Here is a 19,974-nt window from a genome sequence, read left to right as displayed (position 1 = left end):
GCTATAGCTGGATTTCATTAACAAAATTTAATATTGCAGCAATATTACCACAATATTTTTTTGGTAATATTTAGATAAGTTATAAAACTGGTATCTACAAAATGTTTGAAAAGCTAGTAAAGAAAAACCTCCTTGAATCACTAAATAAAATTGAATACGGCGAGCTACACTTGACTACTCCCGAAGGTGATACAATATTTACAAAAGGTGGCAAGCCAGGTCCAACAGCAGATCTTAAACTTAAAGATTGGCGTACAGTTGTAAACTTAAAATTAAAAGCTGATATTGGTTTTGCAGCAGACTATCGTGATGGTTACTGGGAAACTTCAGATCTAAAATCTCTTATTTTGTTAGGTCTAGAAAATGAAGAAGCTTTTGGCCAATATATGGAACCAAATATACTTTTCAAAATACTACAAAAACTTGGTTATCTAACCAAACGTAATAATATCAAGCAAAGCAAAAAAAACATCCATGCACATTACGACCTAGGCAATGAGTTTTATAAGCTATGGTTAGATAAAACCATGACCTACTCTTCTGCTTTATATAAAAATGTTGATGAAACATTAGAGCAAGCGCAAATAAATAAGTATCAAAATATTATTGATAAATTTGATAAGAAAGATGGTTCAATTATTGAAATCGGTTGTGGTTGGGGCGGCTTTGCTGAGACTGCTTTAAATAATGGCAACTATTCTGTCAAAGGTATTACACTTTCTCAAGAGCAACATGATTATGCTAAAGATCGCTTAACTGCTAAAAACGCTGATATAGTTATTGAAGATTATCGTATTCAAGAAGGTAAGTATGACTATTTGGTTTCTATTGAAATGATTGAGGCTGTTGGTAGAGAATACTGGTCCACATACTTTTCAAAGCTTAAATCACTAATAAAGCAAGATGGTAAAATTATTATCCAAAGTATAGTTATTGATGACAAGCTTTTTGCTGATTATGCAAAAGGCACTGATATGATTAGAACTTTTATATTTCCTGGAGGATTCTTACCGTCTATAGAACAAATAAATCTTGAACTAGATAAAGTAGGTCTTAAATGTATCAATAAAGAATTCTTTGGCAAAGATTATGCAAAAACTCTAGATGAATGGGATAGAAATTTTATCAATGTAGAACAAAACCTAATCAAACTTGGTTTTGATAAACGCTTCCAAAGAATGTGGCGTTTTTACCTAAACTCATGTAGTGCAGCATTTACACATGGTCGTATTGATGTTGCCCAACTGGAGATAGTCCATGCTTAGGAAACTATTTTTAGTAGTATTTATCAGTCTTCCACTTCTAACTACTGCTAAACCTTTGACTTTAGCTCAAGTAAAAAAACAAGAGTCTCAGCAAGTAGGTAAGATACATTTTTCAAAATGGTTCTTTAGTATATATGATGCGACTCTTCTTACTCAAAATGGTACCTTTAGCTGGGATAAGCCATTTTTATTAAAAATTCACTATCTAAGAAATATCAGTGGTAAAACTATAGCTAAGCATACGATACAACAGATTTACGAACAACATCCAATGGATGTAAATGATAATTCTAAAGAATATAGTAAAGTATTTAACAAACTAATACCAAACGTAAAAAAAGGTTCAAATCTTTATGGTTATATGGATCAAAATGGTAATGGTTATCTATATTCAGACTCAGGGGTGGTTGGTGAAATACCTTCAAAAAAACTATCTAAATATTTCTTTGAAATATGGCTAAGCGATAAATCATCAAATATTACGCTTTCGAAAAAACTAAGGGGATTATTATGAAGAGATTAATATATAAAATAGGAGTAATTATTATGGCATTAGGACTTTTTGGATGCTCTGCTGATATTTCTAGCTATAAAGGCGAAGGTCCAAAGCTAGATTTACAAAAATATCTGCGAGGTAAAATAGTCGGTACTGGAATCATTCAAGATTATAAAGGTAAGGTTATTAAGAAATTTGACTTCTCTGGTACTGCTAGCTGGGATGGAGATATTGGTACCTTCGATGAAAATATGGTTTATTACAACGGTGAAAAAGATCATCGAATTTGGAAAATCAAAAAAATATCTGATAACTATTATGAAGGTACAACAGGTGATGTTATTGGCAAAGCTAAGATTCAGGTCGAAGGTAATGCTATGAACTGGCAATATCAAATGAATATACCTGTTGGTGATAAAAAATATAAAATTAGTTTTGATGATTGGATGTATCTAATGCATGATGGAGTATTAATAAATAAAAATACTTTCAAAAAGTTTGGTATAACTGTTGGATCACTAACACTATTTATGCATAAGGAAAATACTGGAGAGTAGTATGCAAAAATTTGCAAATAAAACTATATGGATAATAGGTGCTACAGATGGTATAGGTAAAGCACTTTTACAAAAATTAGATGACTCTATACAAGCTAACTTTATAATATCTTCTCGCTCTGAAAAAAAGCTTCAAGATATTTCTGATCAGCTAAAAAATAAAGTCGAGATAATAAGCTTTGATGTCGCTGATTTTGTAGAGTTTGAAAAAGCTGCTAAATCTGCTTTATCCTATAATCCAGATTTTATAATTTACCTACCAGCTTTCTATGAACCATCTTTGATTAGTGATATTGCTATTTCAAATCTAGATAAAACAATACAGACAAACCTTACAGCTGTCTTTTATCTAATTAGGTTTGTATTACCATATTTAAAATACAATTCTCATTGTCAGCTAGCTATTACAGCAAGTGTCGCAGGTTATATTGGCTTACCAAAATCACAACCTTATGCAGCAAGCAAAGCTGGTGTTATCAACTTAGTTGAAAGCTTAAAGGCAGAGAACCCTGATCTAGATATTCGTCTAATTAATCCTAGTTTTGTAAAAACTAAGCTAACTGATAAAAATAATTTTAAAATGCCAGCTCTACTTGAACCACAACAAGCGGCAGATTGTATTATCAAAGGCCTGCAATCTAATAAATTTGAGGTTCATTTTACGAAGAAATTCACTATAATTCTAAAACTAATTGCTTCATTACCTTATAAGCTATACTTTAAGATTGCAAAAAAAATGATCTAACTTGGAGAGCGTATGCAACAACAATCAAATAAATTCACAATAATAGCTTTTAGCGCAATGCACTTAGCATGCTTAGCAATATTTTTTGTGAATTATAATATTACAGCTCTTTTAGTATTTGTTATAACTTTTAGTATGAGGACATTTGCCCTTACTGCTGGCTATCATCGCTACTTCTCGCATAAGGCTTTTCAAACATCACGAGTATTTCAATTTATATTAGCTTTGGTAGGTACATGGGCTTCACAGAAAGGACCTCTTTGGTGGTCAGGACATCATAGGTACCATCATATCCATTCAGATAAAGAAACAGATATGCACTCTCCTAAGAATGGAGTTTTTCAAGCCCATGTTGGCTGGGTATTTGAAGCAAGAAGTGATGAGGTAGATCCTAAATTTATCAAAGACTGGGTTAAGTATCCTGAGATAGTATGGCTTGATAAATATGCTCATGAATCTTTTGCATTATATTTAGTTGGACTTTTTATACTAGGTAGTTGTATTAGCTACTTCTATCCAGCTCTTGGGACTTCTGGACTTGCTTTTGTATTTTGGGGAGGTATATTAAGTACAGTACTACTTTATCACACTACTTTTAGTGTAAATTCAATTTGCCATATTTTTGGATCTAGAGATTACCAAACCACTGATAATAGTCGCAATAATTGGCTAGTTGCCCTAATAACATTTGGTGAAGGTTGGCACAACAATCATCATAAATTTGCTTACTCAATAAGAAATAATCTTAAATTCTGGCAAATAGATATAACTTATATGATCTTGTGTGTACTTAAAAAGCTTAGAATTGTCTGGGATTTTAAACAGCCTAAGAAAACTGCCTAAATTCTCTTTATAAACACAATAGATCAAATATAGCTAAAACCATATAAAAGTATTACGTCATTGTGCCAGGCTTGACCACACAATCTAGCAAATAGCGTGCATGCAAGCTATTTGATCAAGCACTACCTTTAAACATAGTAGACTATAACTCATTTTTTAAAATTACTATTAATACAACTCCGTTACTGAGTACCATCAGCTATGCTCAGTAATTATAGCTAGCCAAAATATCTCAAGGTTAGAAAAATATTGTAAAATTTCAGGAAATAAATTTAGATATTTAAGATTTTAGAAATATCAAATGGTTTTGAGGCTCTTAAGTTTTAGTAGCTTCTTTTTTGCTAGAATTATTCTTTTTTCTACGCCTAGCTCTTTTCTTTTTAACCTTTTTATTTTTCTTTGGTTTTTTAGCAGATGGTCTATCAGTAACGCCGGCATCAAAAGGCTTACTAGTATGAGGATCATATAGTTCAAAATCAATATGTATCCTATCTAAGTCAGCCCTAACAACTCTTACCGTTATATTTTGACCAATTTTATAAACCTTATGAGTCCTTTTGCCTATAAGTATATCTTTAGTCTCATCATAGATATAATAATCTCCCGGAATAGCTGAAACATGTATCAGACCTTCTATATACATATCTTTTAATTCAGCAAAAAGTCCCAAGCCATTAACATGTTTGACTTGTGCCTCTAAAACATGACCAATGTAATCTTGCATAAAGTAACATTTAAGCCAATTTTCCACTTGTTTAGAAGCTCCATCAGCATTACGCTCTTGCTGTGAAGCATTATCACAAATATTAGCTAACTCAGATGCTTTATAGTCTGCCCCACCATGCTTATATTCATTAATAATTGATTTAATAATTCTATGCACTACTAGATCAGGATATCTTCTAATTGGCGAGGTAAAGTGAGTATATTCTTTATACGCTAAACCAAAATGTCCATCGTTGTTTATACTATATACCGCTTGATTCATACTACGTAAAGTCATCATCTGAATATCATCATAATCAGCACGATCTTTTATACTCTCAAGCATCTCAGATAAGGCTTTTGGTGTAACCTTACCATCCTTACCATAAGCTAGATGTATACCATGCCTTGATAGATATTTTTTCAGAGTCTCCATACGATCTTCTTTAGGTTCACTATGAACTCTAAATGGTGAAGTTTTCTTATGCTTAATCATAAATTTAGCAGCCGCAACATTCGCCACAAGCATACATTCCTCAATCAACCTATGAGCATCATTACGATGCCTTGGCACAATTGAATCTATATGGTTATGCTCATCAAGGATTATCTGAGTTTCGACAGTATCAAAATCTATCGCACCTCTAATTTCCCTAGCACCATGTAGTACTTTAAATAAATCGTATAAATCAAATAGATTAGGTACTAATTCAGGATTTTTTTCAACAATAGTATTTTGTTTTTTCTCTAAAAGTTTAGCAACTTCTGTATAAGTAAGTCTTGCTTTTGAATTAATAACAGCTGAATAAAAGTTATATCTTGAGAGCTTACCTTGCTTACTAATATTCATCTCACAAACAAGAGAATATCGATCTTCTTCAGGCCTTAGTGAACATAAGCCATTAGAAAGTTTCTCTGGTAACATTGGTATAACATAGCCAGGAAAATAAACTGAAGTTGAACGACGCTTAGCATCTAAATCTAAACCAGAGTCTTTTGCTACATAATTTGATACATCAGCAATTGCGACATATAACTTCCAACTACCACTCTTTGTCTTATGTGCATATACAGCATCATCAAAATCTTTAGCATCTTCACCATCTATAGTTACAAAATGCTTATCACGTAAATCTACCCTACTACCAACAGACACCTCTTCAGAGATACTGTCTAAATACCTAAGTGCTTTTTTACTCCACTGTTCAACTAAATCATACTTTTGCGTCGCCATCATCATAGCTTCCTTGACAGGAGATACAGCTTCGACTTCTTGTTTAAATTTAGCAACAGCGCAACTATTTACACTTGGTTGAACAATTATTTCTACTTCTATTAATGAATTATGTTCGATCTTCTCTTTTGGTGGTAGAAGAACAATATCATTAGTTATATTTTTGCTTATTGGTTTTATAAAGTGGCAATCAAAACTTTTATAATAATATCCTGTAACAGTCTTTTGAGCTCTTGAAACAATAGTTTTTATTTCAGCCTCAACCCTGCCTCTCTTATTTATACCTAGAACTTTAGCTGTAACCTCATCACCAACCATTACTAGCTTTGATTGGTACGATAAAATGCCAACTTTAGTATTTAAAGTATTACTAAATAACTCTAATCGTGAATCTCTATCAGATGTAACTTTTGAAGTTATATAAATAGGAACCATCTCTGGCAAACTATAGTATGATTTATCTTTCTCTAACTGCTCATCCCTAACCATAGCTCCAAGGCGATTGACTAACCCCTCAAATAGACTTTTTTTAAAAATCTCTAATGCTGTCGCTATATTCTCAATACTTACAGGTAGCTTAGTATCTTTTATATAATTTAATATAACCTCTCTACTCGGTATAGGGTTATCGTATTTTTGTGCTTCTAGATCCTTATTAGGATCATTTTGTATGCTATATTTACTCACTTATCAATATATCCTGATCAAAAAATTTTTTACTTATTAATTTACCTTTATCAAATTCAGCTATAGCAACAAACTTTCCATCATCATATATTCTAACTGTTTTATCTAGGTTTGGTTTATCTGCTAAAAGCCCTCTTTTATATAAATTATCCTTCTCTTTTTCTTCAAGAGAATATATCGGCTTATCAACAAACACACTCTCTATATTAGCTATACTAGCAATTTTTTCTTCAAAGTTTAAACCTTTTAGTTGCTCAAGGCTAAATGCCTGATCTAAATTAAAAGGCCCACTTTGAGTTCTCTGTAAAGCTATCAGATGTCCACCACAGCCTAATTCTTTACCTATATCTATAGCTAAACTCCTGATATAGGTTCCTTTAGAGCATTTAACTCGCACTCTTATAGTAGTTTCAGAGAAATCTAATAACTCTAATTCATATATTTTTATACTACGTGGTTTTATCTCAACTTTTTTACCCTCTCTAGCAAGCTTATACAACGGTTGACCATTATATTTAAGAGCTGAATACATTGGAGGTACTTGAGATATTTCTCCACGAAACTTTTCTAACACAGTCTCAATTAAAAATTCTGTTAGTTCTGGTATATCTTTATTTTCAGCAACTACACTACCTTCAGCATCACCACTATCAGTCTCAATACCTAACTTAATAGTCGCAATATATTCTTTATCCGCATCAAGCAAATATTGGGCTATCTTAGTTGCTCTACCAAAACATATAGGTAAAACTCCTGTCGCCATAGGATCTAGCGTACCTGTATGCCCGGCTTTCTGAGCATTGAATAAGTATTTAAGTTGTTGAAGAACTTTATTTGAACTAATATCTTTAGATTTATTGACTACTATTACACCATTTAGATTTAATCTATTTTTTTTCATGTAAGCCTTGCTTTGCTAATATTTCTATCATTTTACCAGCAGCTTGTTGTTCTGCCTTTCTACGCGATGTACCTTGAGCTTTTATGTTAACCCCTAGCTCATTCGAGCTTACTTTAACAGTAAAAATCTGCTCATGATCTTTACCTTCTATAGTCTCAATACTATATTCAGGCAAACTTAGAGAATTTTGTAAAAGAATTTCTTGAAGCTTTGATTTGTTATCTTTTATTTTGACGCTATTTAAATTGATATTTGCTATTACATCTTTATACCAACTAAGCACAACTTTCTTAACAGTTCTAAAATCACTATCTAGATAAATAGCTCCAATTATAGCTTCAAAAATATCCTCAAGTATTTTTTCTCTCTTTTGTCCGCCTTGCTCGCTTGCACCTAAGATAACATACTCATCAATCTTAAACTGTAAAGCTAATTGAGCTAAAGTTGCTCCTTTGACTAGCTTTGATCTTATCTGAGAAAGTTTACCTTCCGCCATATCTGGAAACTTAAGGTATAACTCTTCTGCTATCACAAAACCAAGGATAGAATCCCCTAAGAACTCTAATCTTTCATAGTTTTTCTTTGTTTTACTACGATGAGTTAGAGCTCTTATTAAAAGAGTATGATCTTTAAACTTATAACCAAGAATATTATAAAGTCTAGAGTATTCAGGAATCATTTACTTAAAAAACCTTTCCGATTTGATCCCAGCGCACTTTCTTATCTATTTTGTCCCAGCTCATCCATACTAATTTAGCTTTTCCAACTAGATCTTTCTCTGGAACAAATCCCCAATAGCGACTATCCTCACTATTATCACGGTTGTCTCCCATAACAAAGTAGTGCCTTGCAGGAACTTTTAAGTTTTCGAAATTGTTGCCTTTGACCGACTCTATCCAATCAACTTGATGCTTAACACCATCAAGATCTTCTGTACAAATAGTATCACCAGCACCATCTGATATAGACTGATTATAGTAATTTACTGCATCTTTGTCACAATTAGTATACTTAAGCTTTTTACCATTTATCGTTAACATTTTGTCTTTATACGATATAACATCACCTGGTAGGCCTATAACTCTTTTGACAAAATCAACATTTGGATTAACTGGGAAATGAAACACAACGATATCCCCACGCTTAGGCTCACCCATCTTTATTAAGGTCTCATTTGAAAATGGTGCTCTTATACCATATGCTGTTTTATTTACAAAAATAAAATCACCAACAGGTAATGTTGGTGTCATCGATGCTGTTGGAATTAAAAAATTGCCAATAAAAAATGTTCTTATAAAAAACACTATAACAAAAACACTAAATAATGATCTTGCTTGATCTGCTATAAAAGGTGCTTTTAAATCATTGTCTTTATAAAACTGTCGTTTTTGTTTTTTATTAAGTCCATCTAAGTGTTCTTTATAAGGAGCTAGTCTCGGCTTTTGGAAAAAGAAATAATCTATAGCATAGATCAAACCACTAGCTAAAGTTAAGAATAATAACCAAAATGTAAAACCTAAATCTAAGAAATAATTAAATAATTCCATAAGGTTACTTAACTATTTTATCCTTTTGTACAAAGTAACCAACCCCTCTTATTGTTTGAATAAAACCTGGGATATTTAGTTTCTTTCTTAAGTTATGCATATGGACTTCTAAGGTATTTGTATCCATTTCCTTATCTGTTGCATAAACTTCTTCTAAAAGCTGTGTTTTAGGAACAACTCGACCAGCATTTTGTACTAAAATAGTTAAAAGTGCTAACTCTTTTTTAGATACAGATATAATCATACCATTTTTAGTAACAGTTTCTGAGCTAGGATTAAAACTATAATCGCCAAATTTAATTTCCTCAGTAACTTTTTTACCTGATCTTTTATCTATCCTACGAGAGATAGCTTTAATTCTTGCAACTAGTTCTTTAAGTTCAAAAGGTTTTGTTAAGTAGTCATCAGCACCTAGATCTAAGCCTTTAATTCTATCTTCTAGACCATCTCTAGCAGTTAATAGTAAAATTGGCACCTTGATACCTTTATTTCTTATATTTCTAAGAACTTCCAAACCAGTTTTAATAGGTAAACCAATATCTAACACTATTATGTCATAAAGACCTGATTCTATAAAAGTTTGTGCAGCCTCACCATCAGAAACCAAATTTACGACAAAACCTTCTTTCTGTAAAGCTTCCAATAACCCTTCTCCTAGATTCAGATCATCTTCTGCTAATAATAGTCTCATAGTTCATATACCTTTATAAATTTTATTAAAAAACCAATCATATTTAGAGTAACACATATCATGATTAGTATACCCTACAAGGTAAATAAAGCAAATATTTATTTAGTGTTCAGAACAATTGAAATACTTACATTTAAGTTTAATAAAATTGATAATTAGAATATAAAATAAACTAATAAATAATTATAAATTGTCACTAAACTCTTGAGTTAACTCTTTTGCTCTATCTGTATTTGCTTGAATTGCTTTATCCACAATACCTCCAAGATCAAATTTCTCAAATGTTTGTAAAGCTTCAAATGTTATACCATTTTTTGATGTGACATTTTTTCTTAAAGTTGCTATATCTTGATCACTATTTAAAGCCATCTGTGCCGCACCTAGACATGTTTGTGCAACTAACTTCTCTGCTTGTGATTTTTCCAGCCCTCTTTTAATAGCTGCATTAATCATATGTTCCATAAACTGAAAATAATAAGCCGGCCCAGAACTTGCTACAGCTGCGATAACATCAATTTCTTTTTCATCTTCAACTACTGTTACTACACCCATAGTCTTCATAATATCGATAATCATTTTTTTAGCTGTATCATTCACATTATCATTAAAATATACTCCTGTAGCTCCATAACCTAAGCTACTAGGTGTATTTGGAATGCTTCTAACAAACGAAACTTCTTTAGCAAAAAGTTTTTCATATGCTTTTGTTTCTATACCAGCGGCAACTGTTACTATCATTTGTCGATCCGTAACAAAGTCTCTAATTTGCTTAATTAAATCAGCCATTCCTTGTGGCTTAATCGACAATATTAGAATATCTGCCTGCTTAACTGTGTCTATTAGAGAATTAGAAGTTTTAATAGAATACTTTTGAACTAAACTCTCGAGCTTCTCTTCGTTTCTATCAAAAACGATTATATCTTGGCTATTATAACCATGAGCTACCATACCGGCTATCATCGCTGATGCCATATTTCCACCACCAATAAAACATATTTTCATAACACCCTCACTTTTTTACTTTCTTTGAAACATTTAAAGGATAACATTTACAACAAATATTGCTAACATATACATAAATAAAAAATTAACCTATAGTAAAAACATGAAAGAAGTAGTCTTGGCATCAAGCAATAAAGGCAAAATACAAGAGTTTACAGAGATTTTTGCTAAAAAAAATATAAAAATAATCCCCCAAACTGAATATAATGTCCCAGATGCTGAAGAAACTGGCCTTAGCTTTATTGAAAATGCTATTTTAAAAGCACGTAACTGTTCTGAACATACAGGACTGCCTGCAATAGCAGATGACTCTGGACTAGAGGTCTTCTCTTTAAACGGAGAACCAGGGATATATTCTGCTAGATACTCAGGAGAACATGGAAATGATAAGGCTAATATCGCAAAGTTACTCGACAAGTTAAAAGAAATTACTTGCAGAAAAGCTAGATTCGTATGTGCCTTAGCTTATGTAAGACACCCTCTAGATCCAACTCCAGTTACAGCTCTAGGGTTTCTAAATGGAGAAATCTCAAATACTCCCAAAGGTGATTATGGGTTTGGCTATGATCCTGTTTTTTTCATACCCAAACTTGAAAAAACCTTAGCTGAGATTTTACCTGAATATAAAAATAAAATTAGTCACAGAGCAATTGCTTTAAAGAACATCATTAAAGATTTAACTTAATTTTATAGCATTTCAAATTATCTAAATAATATATTATATGTTACAATAATTTGACATATTAACGGTTATTAGTTTATCAAATAAAATATTAGGCTAGAATGTGAAACATTTAAAAACTTTTCTTTATTCTCTTCTATCTCATGTATATTCGAGCCTATTTACTATTTTCATACCTATAATATATTTAAAAAAACTCCGTCGTAGTTTTAAAAACCCAAATTATAGGAAAAGATGGTCTGAAAGGTTTGGACAAACAAAGATTCGTTTAAAAGATTGTATTTGGTTACACTCTGTCTCTGTTGGTGAAACAGTTTCAGCAGAACCTTTAGTCAAAAAATTGCTTGAGAATTATCCAAATGATAATTTTGTAATAACGACTACTACTCCCACAGGAAGTGATGTCGTTGAGCGCTTATATGCAAATTATAAAAATGTTCACCACCTTTATATCCCTTACGATATATTACCGTTTATAAATAGCTTTTTCACAAAACTAAACCCTAAAATATTTATAATAATTGAAACCGAAATTTGGCCAAACATTTTAAATAAATGCTTTAATGAAGATATTCCCGTAATAATAACTAATGCAAGACTTTCAAAAAGGTCTATGCGTAACTATACAAAATTACCATTTGCCAGAGAATTTTTATTTAGTAGAATTTCTCATGTAAATGCGCAAACAGAGAAAGATGCAAAAAGATATCATTCATTAGGGATACCAAAAGATAGAATTTCATTAACAGGAAATTTAAAGTATAACCTTATCACTCCTGAAAACTTACAGGAAAAAATGGCAAACTTAAAAGAAAGTCTAGAAGGAAGACCTATATGGATCGCTGGCAGCACCCATCAAGGTGAGGAAGAAGAAATCCTCAAAGCACATAAAGATATTCTAAAAATCTATCCTCAATGTTTATTAATAATCGTTCCTAGACATAAAGAAAGATTTTTAAGAATAGAAAGACTTATTAATGATGAATGTTTTTCTCTTCAAAAAAGAAGTTTATTTAAAAATGAAATCTTTAGCCATACACAAGTATACCTTGGTGACACAATGGGCGAACTTCTAGACTTATATTATATCTCAGATATAGCTTTTGTTGGAGGCAGCCTAATAGATAATGGTGGTCATAACCTTCTTGAGCCAGCAGCATTAGCAAAGCCTATTATTAGCGGTACAAGTTTATTTAACTTCAGTAAGATATCTAAAGAATTAACTGAAAATGAAGCATTAGTAAAAGTAGCTAACCACAATGAATTAGCTGAGAATATAATACAAATTCTAGGCGATAAAAGTCTATCTGATAAAATGTCGACTGGATCACTTAAAACTTTTAGAGAACACAGTGATGTTCTAGAAAAACAATACAACAATATCATAAAGTTTTTATGAAAACTAAAAATACTTTAATAGACTTTAATAATTTTGCTGAAGATGTCTTTAACAATATTGCTTGCCCTTCTGATACTTTATTAGAAGCTATGAAATATAGTTTTTTTAGCGGCGGAAAAAGAGTAAGAGCGCAGTTTGTTTACTGTATAGGTGAAATATTTAATCTAAATATTAATAATTGTCACAAGATTGCATTTGCAATAGAAGCTATCCATACATACTCATTAATTCATGATGATTTACCAGCTATGGATAATGATGATCTACGTAGAGGTAAACTAACCTGTCACATAAAGTTTGATGAAGCCACTGCAATTTTAGCTGGCGATGCACTTCAAGCGTTAGCTTTTGAAGTGATACAAGATATTGAAGTAAAAAATATTGCTCAACTTAGAAACATTAATAAAATCTTCAGTAGATGTAGTGGCTCAGCTGGAATGGTCGCAGGTCAACAACTTGATATCGAAGGAGAAAATAAAAAGCTTAAATTAAATGCTTTAGAAACCGTTCATATCAATAAAACCGCAAAAATGTTTACAGCTAGTATACTACTTCCCTATTTAACTTTAGATCATCACTGTTGTGATATAAAAGCTTCCTTAATTAAGCTTTCAGAATTAATTGGTTTATGTTTTCAAATTAAAGATGACATTTTGGATGTCACAAAAACATCACAAGAGTTAGGTAAGACTAGCGCTAAAGATTTAGCCGCAAATAAATCAACATATGTTTCTTTAATGGGTTTATCTCAAGCTAATGAATACCTTAATAATAAGAGAAACCAAATCGATGCTATTCTCGAGCAATTTGAAGAAAAAAATCTAAATTTAGTAAAGCTTAAAGAACTTATTAATTTAGTTATTAATAGAAACTATTAATTATTTTTGCTACAATTTCGTAAATTTATTCATAATAAGTCAATTTAACAATGCAAATAATACAGAAAATATATGCTTGGTTAGTACACCTTTTCACATCTTTAGGAGCTGTATTTGGTATATTAGCTATTATTTTTTCAATTGAAGCAGCTCAAGCAAATGTAACTGGTCAGATAAACCTACACCACTATTATATTAAACTTTCTATGTTTAGTATAATAATGGCTATATTTATTGACTCAATAGATGGAACTTTAGCCCGACTAGTAGATATTAAAAATTTAGCTCCATTAGATGGAGCTCTTTTAGATAACATCATCGACTTTACAACTTACTCTATTGTACCTTGTATTTGGATATATGTTTCAGGAGTTGTAAGCCAGGAATGGTTAATCCCTGTAGTAGTAATGATAACAATTTCATCATCATACCAATTCTGCCAGCCCAATGCTAAAACCAACAATAACTTCTTTGTTGGTTTCCCAAGTTATTGGAATGTGATAGTAATGTTTATGCTGTGTTTTCAATCTTCGCAATTGATTAATGAAATCATAATAATTGTATTAACAATATTCTCTTTTATACCTATAAAATATATTTACCTTTCAAGAACAGAAAATATCAGTGATAGCAAAGCAGTAAAATTATTTACTTTTATATTTACCATGTTAGCTTCAGCATCAACATTTTTAGCAGTTCTTATCTACCCAATGAGAACTCCATCACTATTTATCGCTATAATAGTTTTATTCACAATTTTTTATATACTATTTAGCTTCAAACTAAACATAAAACCCGTAAAAAATTAATCTATCTATTTACTATCTCTATATGCTAATATATTACTCAAATCAATTATTTGAGTGTTGTTTATGAAAGTTCTAAGTCAAGAAGAACGCCAAAAACTTTTTGTTGAAAATATTTTCCCATATAAACACAAAATACCTCGTAAAGTTTATGAGAAACAAAAACATCACTTACAAATCGAGTTATTAAAATTCCAACGATGGGTAAAAGAAAACAACAAAAAGGTATTAATAATTTTTGAAGGCCGAGATGCTGCTGGTAAAGGTGGAACTATCAAGCGTATGATGGAACACCTTAATCCTCGTGGAGCTAAAGTTATTGCACTTGAGAAGCCTTCTGAAAGAGAAAGAAATCAATGGTATTTTCAACGATATATTGAACATTTACCATCTGGAGGAGAGATAGTTCTCTTCGATAGATCTTGGTATAATAGAGCTGGTGTAGAAAGAGTTATGGGATTCTGTACTGAAAGAGAATATTTCTCATTTCTAGAGCAGGCTCCACAGCTTGAAAAAATGTTAGTTGATAGTGGCACTATGATAATCAAGTTTTGGTTCTCAGTAAGCCAGCAAGAACAGAAAAATAGATTTACCGCTAGAGAATCGCATCCTCTAAAGCAATGGAAACTTAGCCCTATTGATAAAGCATCTCTTGATAAATGGGATGATTATACTGAAGCTAAAGAAAGAATGTTTATTTATACTGATAAACCATATGCTCCTTGGGTAATCGTCAAATCAGATGATAAGAAAAGAGCACGATTAAATGCCATAAGACACATTTTAAGCATTGTTGACTATGATAATAAAGATTCTGAAGTTGCTATTTCTCCAGATCCACTAATTGTTGGTACATCTTCAAAAATATATAAATAAAAGGCTATAATTTTAAAAATATATATTGACTAACAGCATTATTTTAAATATAATCTTGCTTATGTTTTGGGCCTATAGCTCAGTTGGTTAGAGCGCCGGACTCATAATCCGTAGGTCGTAGGTTCGAGTCCTACTGGGCCCACCATTACATTCTAATAGATCCAAGTTATTTCCTTATAAAAAAATTATCTATTTCTCTTTATCGGGATAAATATTTGAGCCTTTATGCTTATTTTCATCCCAAATTTCTTCTTCTGTTAAATCAGTTTCTATAAACTCGATTACAGCACCATTTTCCTCAACTATTGCGACTTTAAATCGCTCTATAGGAAAGTAAGGTCCTAAAAGAATGTTTTTACCTTTAATCACCTCTTCTAAATCTTCCACCTTATATGCTATATGAGGTACAGTCTGAATTAACTTATCTAGAGGACAGTTAGGTCCAAATCGATGATACTGTATCCTACCTGGTAGCTCGCCCCCAGAGGTATACATATCCATAACAGAACTATAACGTTCTCCTTGGAGAGGTTCTGTAACAGGAATTCCTACATGATGATATTCATATTTCATTTTACTAAAAACACCTTTATTATACTTTATTAATAATTATAATACTTTTATTCTAGATTTTAACTGAAACTATTTCAATAACTATGAACTTATAGTTTATAATAAAGTAATGCCCTATAAACCCTTTGTTACTAAGATGCTTAATTATTTACAGATTAAATATTTCATAAAAGTTGCCGAACATTTAAACTATAAAAATGCTGCCGATGATTTATGCATATCCCCAACAGCCGTAAGTAAACAAATAATAGCTCTGGAAAATTACTTATCTGAAAAATTATTTCACCGAAATACTCGAAGTGTAGAGTTAACTCCCTTTGGAATAATAATGTTAGATAAGTGTAAAAAACTAATCCAAGAAACTATTAATCTAGAAGAGTTTATAGAATCTCAACAAAGCATCCCTCAAGGTAAATTAACTATACTTGTCTCAAAAATACTCGCTAGAGAATTTATTCTAGAACGTTTGAATGATTTTATAAGAGAATATCCATCAATCCAATGTGAATTAATATTCTCTGAGCATGATTCAGATTTAGCACGAAAAGATATTGATATAATGGTTGGATTTCCACAGATTCCTCCTACTACAGATTCCTTTAAATATAAAAGAATGCAGCCAATAACAAATATACTATGTGGATCACCTGAATTAATTAAAAAGTATGGAGTACCTCAATCAATAGATGATCTGTTATCTTACCCCTTTATTTCTCATAGTCTAAGAAAGCCCGCTACAAAACTACCTTTACAAAATGGTGATTATATCCCTTGCTCCACCCCAATATTATTCATTGATGATTTTAATGCTCTTAACGAGGCATGTAAGAGAGGTATTGGACTTTTCTTAACTGGAGATAGGCTAGTAGAAAAAGACCTTAAAGAAGGCTCTTTAATCCAGCTTTTGCCAGAGATAAAATTCAAAGAGTACGAAATATTTACTTTTTACCAAAACTATGGATATGAAATCCCTAAAATAAGGGCTTTTTTAGATTTTTATCTTTAGATTATAATATAGCTTCTAAATAATTTTGTTTGTCCTTATTTGTAAGCCTAATCTTATGCTCATTCATTAAAGTACCGTGAAACGATTTACCCATAGCCTCTAGAATATCCATCATCAACTCATAGCAAGTTTTAACGTCATATTCCATTCCAGCTAATTTTCTATAGTTCATTACAGCTATAATACCTTCTACCTGACCTTCTTTTGCATCAGCAAATACTTGTTCTTCATTATCAGGTAAAATACTAAATATCACATCATTATAATTAAGCTTCTGAAAAACTTTTTCATCCGTATATTTGACTCCATAATACTTTAAGAATGTCGCTAAATCTTTTACATCAATTTTTTCAATCCCTTCAAAATAGAATAGCAAAAACCCTTCTCTTAATAATGGATATTCACGTTGAACATCCTCAACATACGCATATCCTGATGAGTTTTTTGCCTGCTCAAGAAGTTGCTCACTATCTTTCTGCTGAGTTCCTTCAAGAATCTCTTTTTGCTTAATACGAAGACTTTTGCGGTATAAGTCGATTATAATCAATACCACTAAAATTAAAACTAATACTAATATTAATGTCATTTATTGAACACCTAAATATAATTTTTTCTACACATGTATTATATATATAAAGCTTATAAAAATTAAGATTTTTCTAATAACATAGCATCTAATACCTCAATTATTTTATCATCGGTATCTACTATCATACTTTTATGAATTTTCTTAAACTCTTGTACAATGTAATCATTTCTTTGCTTGTCATCAAATAATTTCTTTAACTCTATAAATAAATTATCTACAGTACAATCTTCTTGAATTAACTCTTTAATAATCTCACTCTTATGTAAAATATTAGGAAAAGCCCAGTAACTATGACTCCCTACAAGCAATCTACCAAGAAAAGCTGAAATAGTTGATAGTTTATAACCAACAACCATTGGCAACTTACATAGCATGGCTTCTAAAGTAGCTGTACCAGAAGCTAACAGACTAAGATCAGAGGCTTTTAATACATCATGAGAGTTTGTTTTATAAACTTTTATACCAAGATTATCAATCTGCTCTTGATATTTATCAAATAAAGGTTCTAATGATGGTTTTGCTAAAGGCATAATTGCTTGGAATTTATAGCCCTCTTTAGCCAACTTATCTAATGCATCCAAAAACAAAGGTAGAAGTCTGGTTACCTCTGTGCTTCTACTTCCTGGCAACACAGATAATATCGGTAAACTAACATCATTTAAGCCAAGATTTTTCCTATAACTAGTTCTATCTATATTTACAGGTATGTCTTTTGCTAATGGATGACCTACATATATAGCTTCAAAGTTATGTCTTTTCTTATAGTAATCAACTTCAAAAGGAAGTATTGCTAGAATCTTATCGGTAGCCTTTCTAATCTTTTTAATGCGATATTCTCGCCAAACCCATATTTTAGGACTAACATAATGAATAGTCTTGATACCAGCAGCCTTTAAATCCTTTTCAACTGTAAGATTAAAATCAGGAGCATCAATACCTATAAAGATATCTGGTCTATTTTGTTTAAAATGATTAATGATCTTTTTGCGTATACCTAAAATACTTAGGCCCTTTGATATAATCTCAAAGAAACCTATCAATGAAAGAGCATCCATTGGATATAAGCTTTTAAAGCCAGCGGCTTGCATCTTAGGACCGCCAATACCTTCTATAACAGCATCAGGGTATTTATGTTTAAGAGCTTTTACTAAAGTCCCCCCAAGTTGATCCCCTGATAGCTCTCCAGCGACAATACCTATTCTCATTATCTCAAGATACCTCTTCTAGAAGTACTAATAACATCAACAAAAGGTTCTAATACAGGATCATTTTTTGCCATATCTTTAATAACTTCAGCAGCTTCTTTCATCATCAAACCGCGACGATAAAGAACTTTATAAACATCCTTTATCTTCTTTATATCTTCAGGACTAAAGCCACGACGTTTTAACCCTTCTGAGTTAATGCCACAAGGAGTAGATCCTGCTGTAACAGCTGTTACCATAAGATATGGGGGAACATCCTTTCCTATTAATGCTGCATGAGCAATAAATGCATGCTTACCAACCCTACAAAACTGATGAACACCAACATTAGAGCTAATTATAACAAAATCATCAATATGAACATGACCAGCTAAGCCAACACCATTGACTAAATTTATATGGTTACCAATTTTACAATCATGACCTATATGCACATAGCACATAATAAAATTGTTACTACCAACAGAAGTCACACCCGTTTCTTTAGCTGTTCCGCCATGGATTGTCGCACATTCTCTAATAATATTATTATCACCTATAGTAACTTGAGAGAAGTCACCTTTTTTGTAGGTATAATCAATAGGATCATCGCCAATTGAAGCATATTGATAAATACGATTATTTTTACCAATAATTGTATTATCACCTATAGTTACATGGCTTTTTAGTTCTGTACCTTCACCAATAACAACATTTTCTCCAATAACACAGAATGGCCCTATTATAGCACTATCTGCTATCTTGGCACTTTCATGTACTACTGCCAAACTATGTATCACGATTAATAATCCTTATATGCTGCCATTAATTGAGCTGAACAAACTACTTGCCCATCTACTTTTGCTACAGATTCTGCTGTACAAATAATATTTTTCTGTTTTACCATTTTTGACTCAATAATTAATACATCGCCAGGCACTACAGGTCTTTTAACTCTAACTTTATCAATGCCTGCTAGCATGAATGTTCTTCTACCACCACCTGCTTTTTTAACTACATGAGCAAACAAAGTTTCAGCCATTAATTCACCCAGTATAGCTGTAGCTTGTGCCATAGCTTCAACAATTAAAACTCCTGGCATTACTGGAAAATCAGGAAAATGCCCGTTAAAGAAATCTTCATTTATTGTTACATTCTTTTGAGCTGTAATAGTTCTTTCTTCAACATCCCAGTCAACAATTTTATCTAAAAGAGCAAAAGGATACCTATGAGGTAAAATTTCTCTAATCCCCATAATATCAATCTGTTTATTTTTCTCATCAAAATGGCTCATCAAACAATCCTTAC

22 protein-coding genes and 1 tRNA gene are annotated in these 19,974 nt (G+C 31.7%); 12 read left to right on the top strand and 11 right to left on the bottom strand.

The features are described from left to right. Positions 1–101 precede the first annotated feature (101 nt). The 5 genes from F7310_RS02680 to F7310_RS02660 are packed head-to-tail and all read left to right on the top strand — an operon-like array spanning position 102 to position 3,906. The gene (locus F7310_RS02680) at positions 102–1,265 is read left to right on the top strand and encodes an SAM-dependent methyltransferase (RefSeq protein WP_072711558.1); all 1,164 of its coding nucleotides are present in this window, start codon (positions 102–104) and stop codon (positions 1,263–1,265) included. Continuing rightward, the gene (locus tag F7310_RS02675) at positions 1,258–1,779 is read left to right on the top strand and encodes an NADH dehydrogenase (protein WP_072711556.1); all 522 of its coding nucleotides are present in this window, start codon (positions 1,258–1,260) and stop codon (positions 1,777–1,779) included. Before F7310_RS02680 ends, F7310_RS02675 begins: the two co-directional genes overlap by 8 nt. Then, positions 1,776–2,318: a DUF3833 domain-containing protein gene (locus F7310_RS02670; RefSeq protein WP_072711555.1), complete on the top strand. Its 543-nt coding sequence runs from the start codon at positions 1,776–1,778 to the stop codon at positions 2,316–2,318. Before F7310_RS02675 ends, F7310_RS02670 begins: the two co-directional genes overlap by 4 nt. Position 2,319: 1 nt before the next feature. Then, positions 2,320–3,063, top strand: a complete 744-nt coding sequence (locus F7310_RS02665) for an SDR family NAD(P)-dependent oxidoreductase (protein WP_072711553.1) — start codon at positions 2,320–2,322, stop codon at positions 3,061–3,063. A 12-nt stretch (positions 3,064–3,075) separates the two neighbouring features. Further along, a complete protein-coding gene (locus F7310_RS02660; RefSeq protein WP_072711552.1) occupies positions 3,076–3,906 on the top strand; it encodes an acyl-CoA desaturase in 831 nt (276 codons plus the stop codon). A 316-nt stretch (positions 3,907–4,222) separates the two neighbouring features. Here F7310_RS02660 and rnr read toward each other — a convergent pair whose 3' ends face one another. The 6 genes from rnr to proC all read right to left on the bottom strand — a co-directional run bounded on the left by rnr (position 4,223) and on the right by proC (position 10,673). Continuing rightward, entirely contained in the window at positions 4,223–6,532 is a 2,310-nt protein-coding gene (rnr, locus tag F7310_RS02655; protein WP_072711550.1) for a ribonuclease R, read from the bottom strand. After that, positions 6,525–7,433, bottom strand: coding sequence for a tRNA pseudouridine(55) synthase TruB (truB, locus tag F7310_RS02650; RefSeq protein WP_072711549.1), 909 nt, complete (start codon positions 7,431–7,433; stop codon positions 6,525–6,527). Before truB ends, rnr begins: the two co-directional genes overlap by 8 nt. Further along, positions 7,420–8,112 (bottom strand): ribonuclease III, encoded by a 693-nt coding sequence (rnc, locus tag F7310_RS02645; RefSeq protein ID WP_072711548.1) that lies wholly within the window; start codon positions 8,110–8,112, stop codon positions 7,420–7,422. Before rnc ends, truB begins: the two co-directional genes overlap by 14 nt. A 4-nt stretch (positions 8,113–8,116) precedes the next feature. Further along, the gene (gene lepB / locus F7310_RS02640) at positions 8,117–8,980 is read right to left on the bottom strand and encodes a signal peptidase I (protein ID WP_072711546.1); all 864 of its coding nucleotides are present in this window, start codon (positions 8,978–8,980) and stop codon (positions 8,117–8,119) included. A gap of 4 nt (positions 8,981–8,984) precedes the next feature. Continuing rightward, positions 8,985–9,671 carry a response regulator gene (locus F7310_RS02635; RefSeq protein ID WP_072711544.1) on the bottom strand — a complete coding sequence of 229 codons (687 nt, stop codon included), beginning with the start codon at positions 9,669–9,671 and terminating at the stop codon, positions 8,985–8,987. A 183-nt stretch (positions 9,672–9,854) separates the two neighbouring features. Beyond that, on the bottom strand, positions 9,855–10,673 hold the full coding sequence (proC, locus tag F7310_RS02630; protein ID WP_072711543.1) for a pyrroline-5-carboxylate reductase: 819 nt from the start codon (positions 10,671–10,673) through the stop codon (positions 9,855–9,857). A gap of 103 nt (positions 10,674–10,776) precedes the next feature. Between proC and rdgB the strand changes: the two genes are divergently transcribed. The 6 genes from rdgB (at position 10,777) to F7310_RS02600 (ending at position 15,459) form a co-directional block, all read left to right on the top strand. Then, a complete protein-coding gene (gene rdgB, locus F7310_RS02625) occupies positions 10,777–11,358 on the top strand; it encodes an RdgB/HAM1 family non-canonical purine NTP pyrophosphatase (protein ID WP_072711541.1) in 582 nt (193 codons plus the stop codon). Positions 11,359–11,458: 100 nt separating this feature from the next. Beyond that, the gene (gene waaA / locus F7310_RS02620; RefSeq protein ID WP_072711539.1) at positions 11,459–12,754 is read left to right on the top strand and encodes a lipid IV(A) 3-deoxy-D-manno-octulosonic acid transferase; all 1,296 of its coding nucleotides are present in this window, start codon (positions 11,459–11,461) and stop codon (positions 12,752–12,754) included. Next, positions 12,751–13,632: a polyprenyl synthetase family protein gene (locus F7310_RS02615; RefSeq protein WP_072711538.1), complete on the top strand. Its 882-nt coding sequence runs from the start codon at positions 12,751–12,753 to the stop codon at positions 13,630–13,632. Before waaA ends, F7310_RS02615 begins: the two co-directional genes overlap by 4 nt. Before the next feature lie 50 nt (positions 13,633–13,682). Then, positions 13,683–14,441, top strand: coding sequence for a CDP-alcohol phosphatidyltransferase family protein (locus F7310_RS02610; protein ID WP_072711536.1), 759 nt, complete (start codon positions 13,683–13,685; stop codon positions 14,439–14,441). 63 nt (positions 14,442–14,504) lie between these two features. Further along, positions 14,505–15,314, top strand: coding sequence for a polyphosphate kinase 2 (gene ppk2, locus F7310_RS02605; RefSeq protein WP_072711535.1), 810 nt, complete (start codon positions 14,505–14,507; stop codon positions 15,312–15,314). 68 nt (positions 15,315–15,382) lie between these two features. Beyond that, positions 15,383–15,459, top strand: a tRNA-Ile gene (locus F7310_RS02600). Between the two features lie 44 nt (positions 15,460–15,503). Here the strand turns inward: F7310_RS02600 and F7310_RS02595 are convergent. Next, on the bottom strand, positions 15,504–15,887 hold the full coding sequence (locus F7310_RS02595) for a helicase (RefSeq protein ID WP_072711533.1): 384 nt from the start codon (positions 15,885–15,887) through the stop codon (positions 15,504–15,506). 136 nt (positions 15,888–16,023) lie between these two features. Between F7310_RS02595 and F7310_RS02590 the strand changes: the two genes are divergently transcribed. Further along, positions 16,024–16,893 (top strand): LysR family transcriptional regulator, encoded by an 870-nt coding sequence (locus F7310_RS02590; protein ID WP_072711532.1) that lies wholly within the window; start codon positions 16,024–16,026, stop codon positions 16,891–16,893. A gap of 1 nt (position 16,894) precedes the next feature. On the opposite strand, the gene F7310_RS02585 is transcribed toward F7310_RS02590, so the two are convergent. From F7310_RS02585 to fabZ, 4 genes are all read right to left on the bottom strand, one after another. Then, complete coding sequence (locus F7310_RS02585; RefSeq protein ID WP_072711530.1) at positions 16,895–17,479, bottom strand: cell division protein ZipA C-terminal FtsZ-binding domain-containing protein; 585 nt, start codon at positions 17,477–17,479, stop codon at positions 16,895–16,897. A 62-nt stretch (positions 17,480–17,541) separates the two neighbouring features. Then, positions 17,542–18,687 carry a lipid-A-disaccharide synthase gene (gene lpxB, locus F7310_RS02580; RefSeq protein WP_072711529.1) on the bottom strand — a complete coding sequence of 382 codons (1,146 nt, stop codon included), beginning with the start codon at positions 18,685–18,687 and terminating at the stop codon, positions 17,542–17,544. Continuing rightward, positions 18,687–19,466, bottom strand: a complete 780-nt coding sequence (lpxA, locus tag F7310_RS02575) for an acyl-ACP--UDP-N-acetylglucosamine O-acyltransferase (protein WP_072711528.1) — start codon at positions 19,464–19,466, stop codon at positions 18,687–18,689. Before lpxA ends, lpxB begins: the two co-directional genes overlap by 1 nt. A gap of 2 nt (positions 19,467–19,468) precedes the next feature. Continuing rightward, a complete protein-coding gene (gene fabZ, locus F7310_RS02570) occupies positions 19,469–19,960 on the bottom strand; it encodes a 3-hydroxyacyl-ACP dehydratase FabZ (protein ID WP_072711526.1) in 492 nt (163 codons plus the stop codon). Positions 19,961–19,974: the final 14 nt, after the last annotated feature.

The sequence above is a fragment of the Francisella uliginis genome, assembly GCF_001895265.1.
In the GTDB taxonomy this organism is placed as follows: Bacteria; Pseudomonadota; Gammaproteobacteria; order Francisellales; family Francisellaceae; genus Francisella; species Francisella uliginis.
This window is presented reverse-complemented; position numbering and strand designations above follow the sequence as displayed.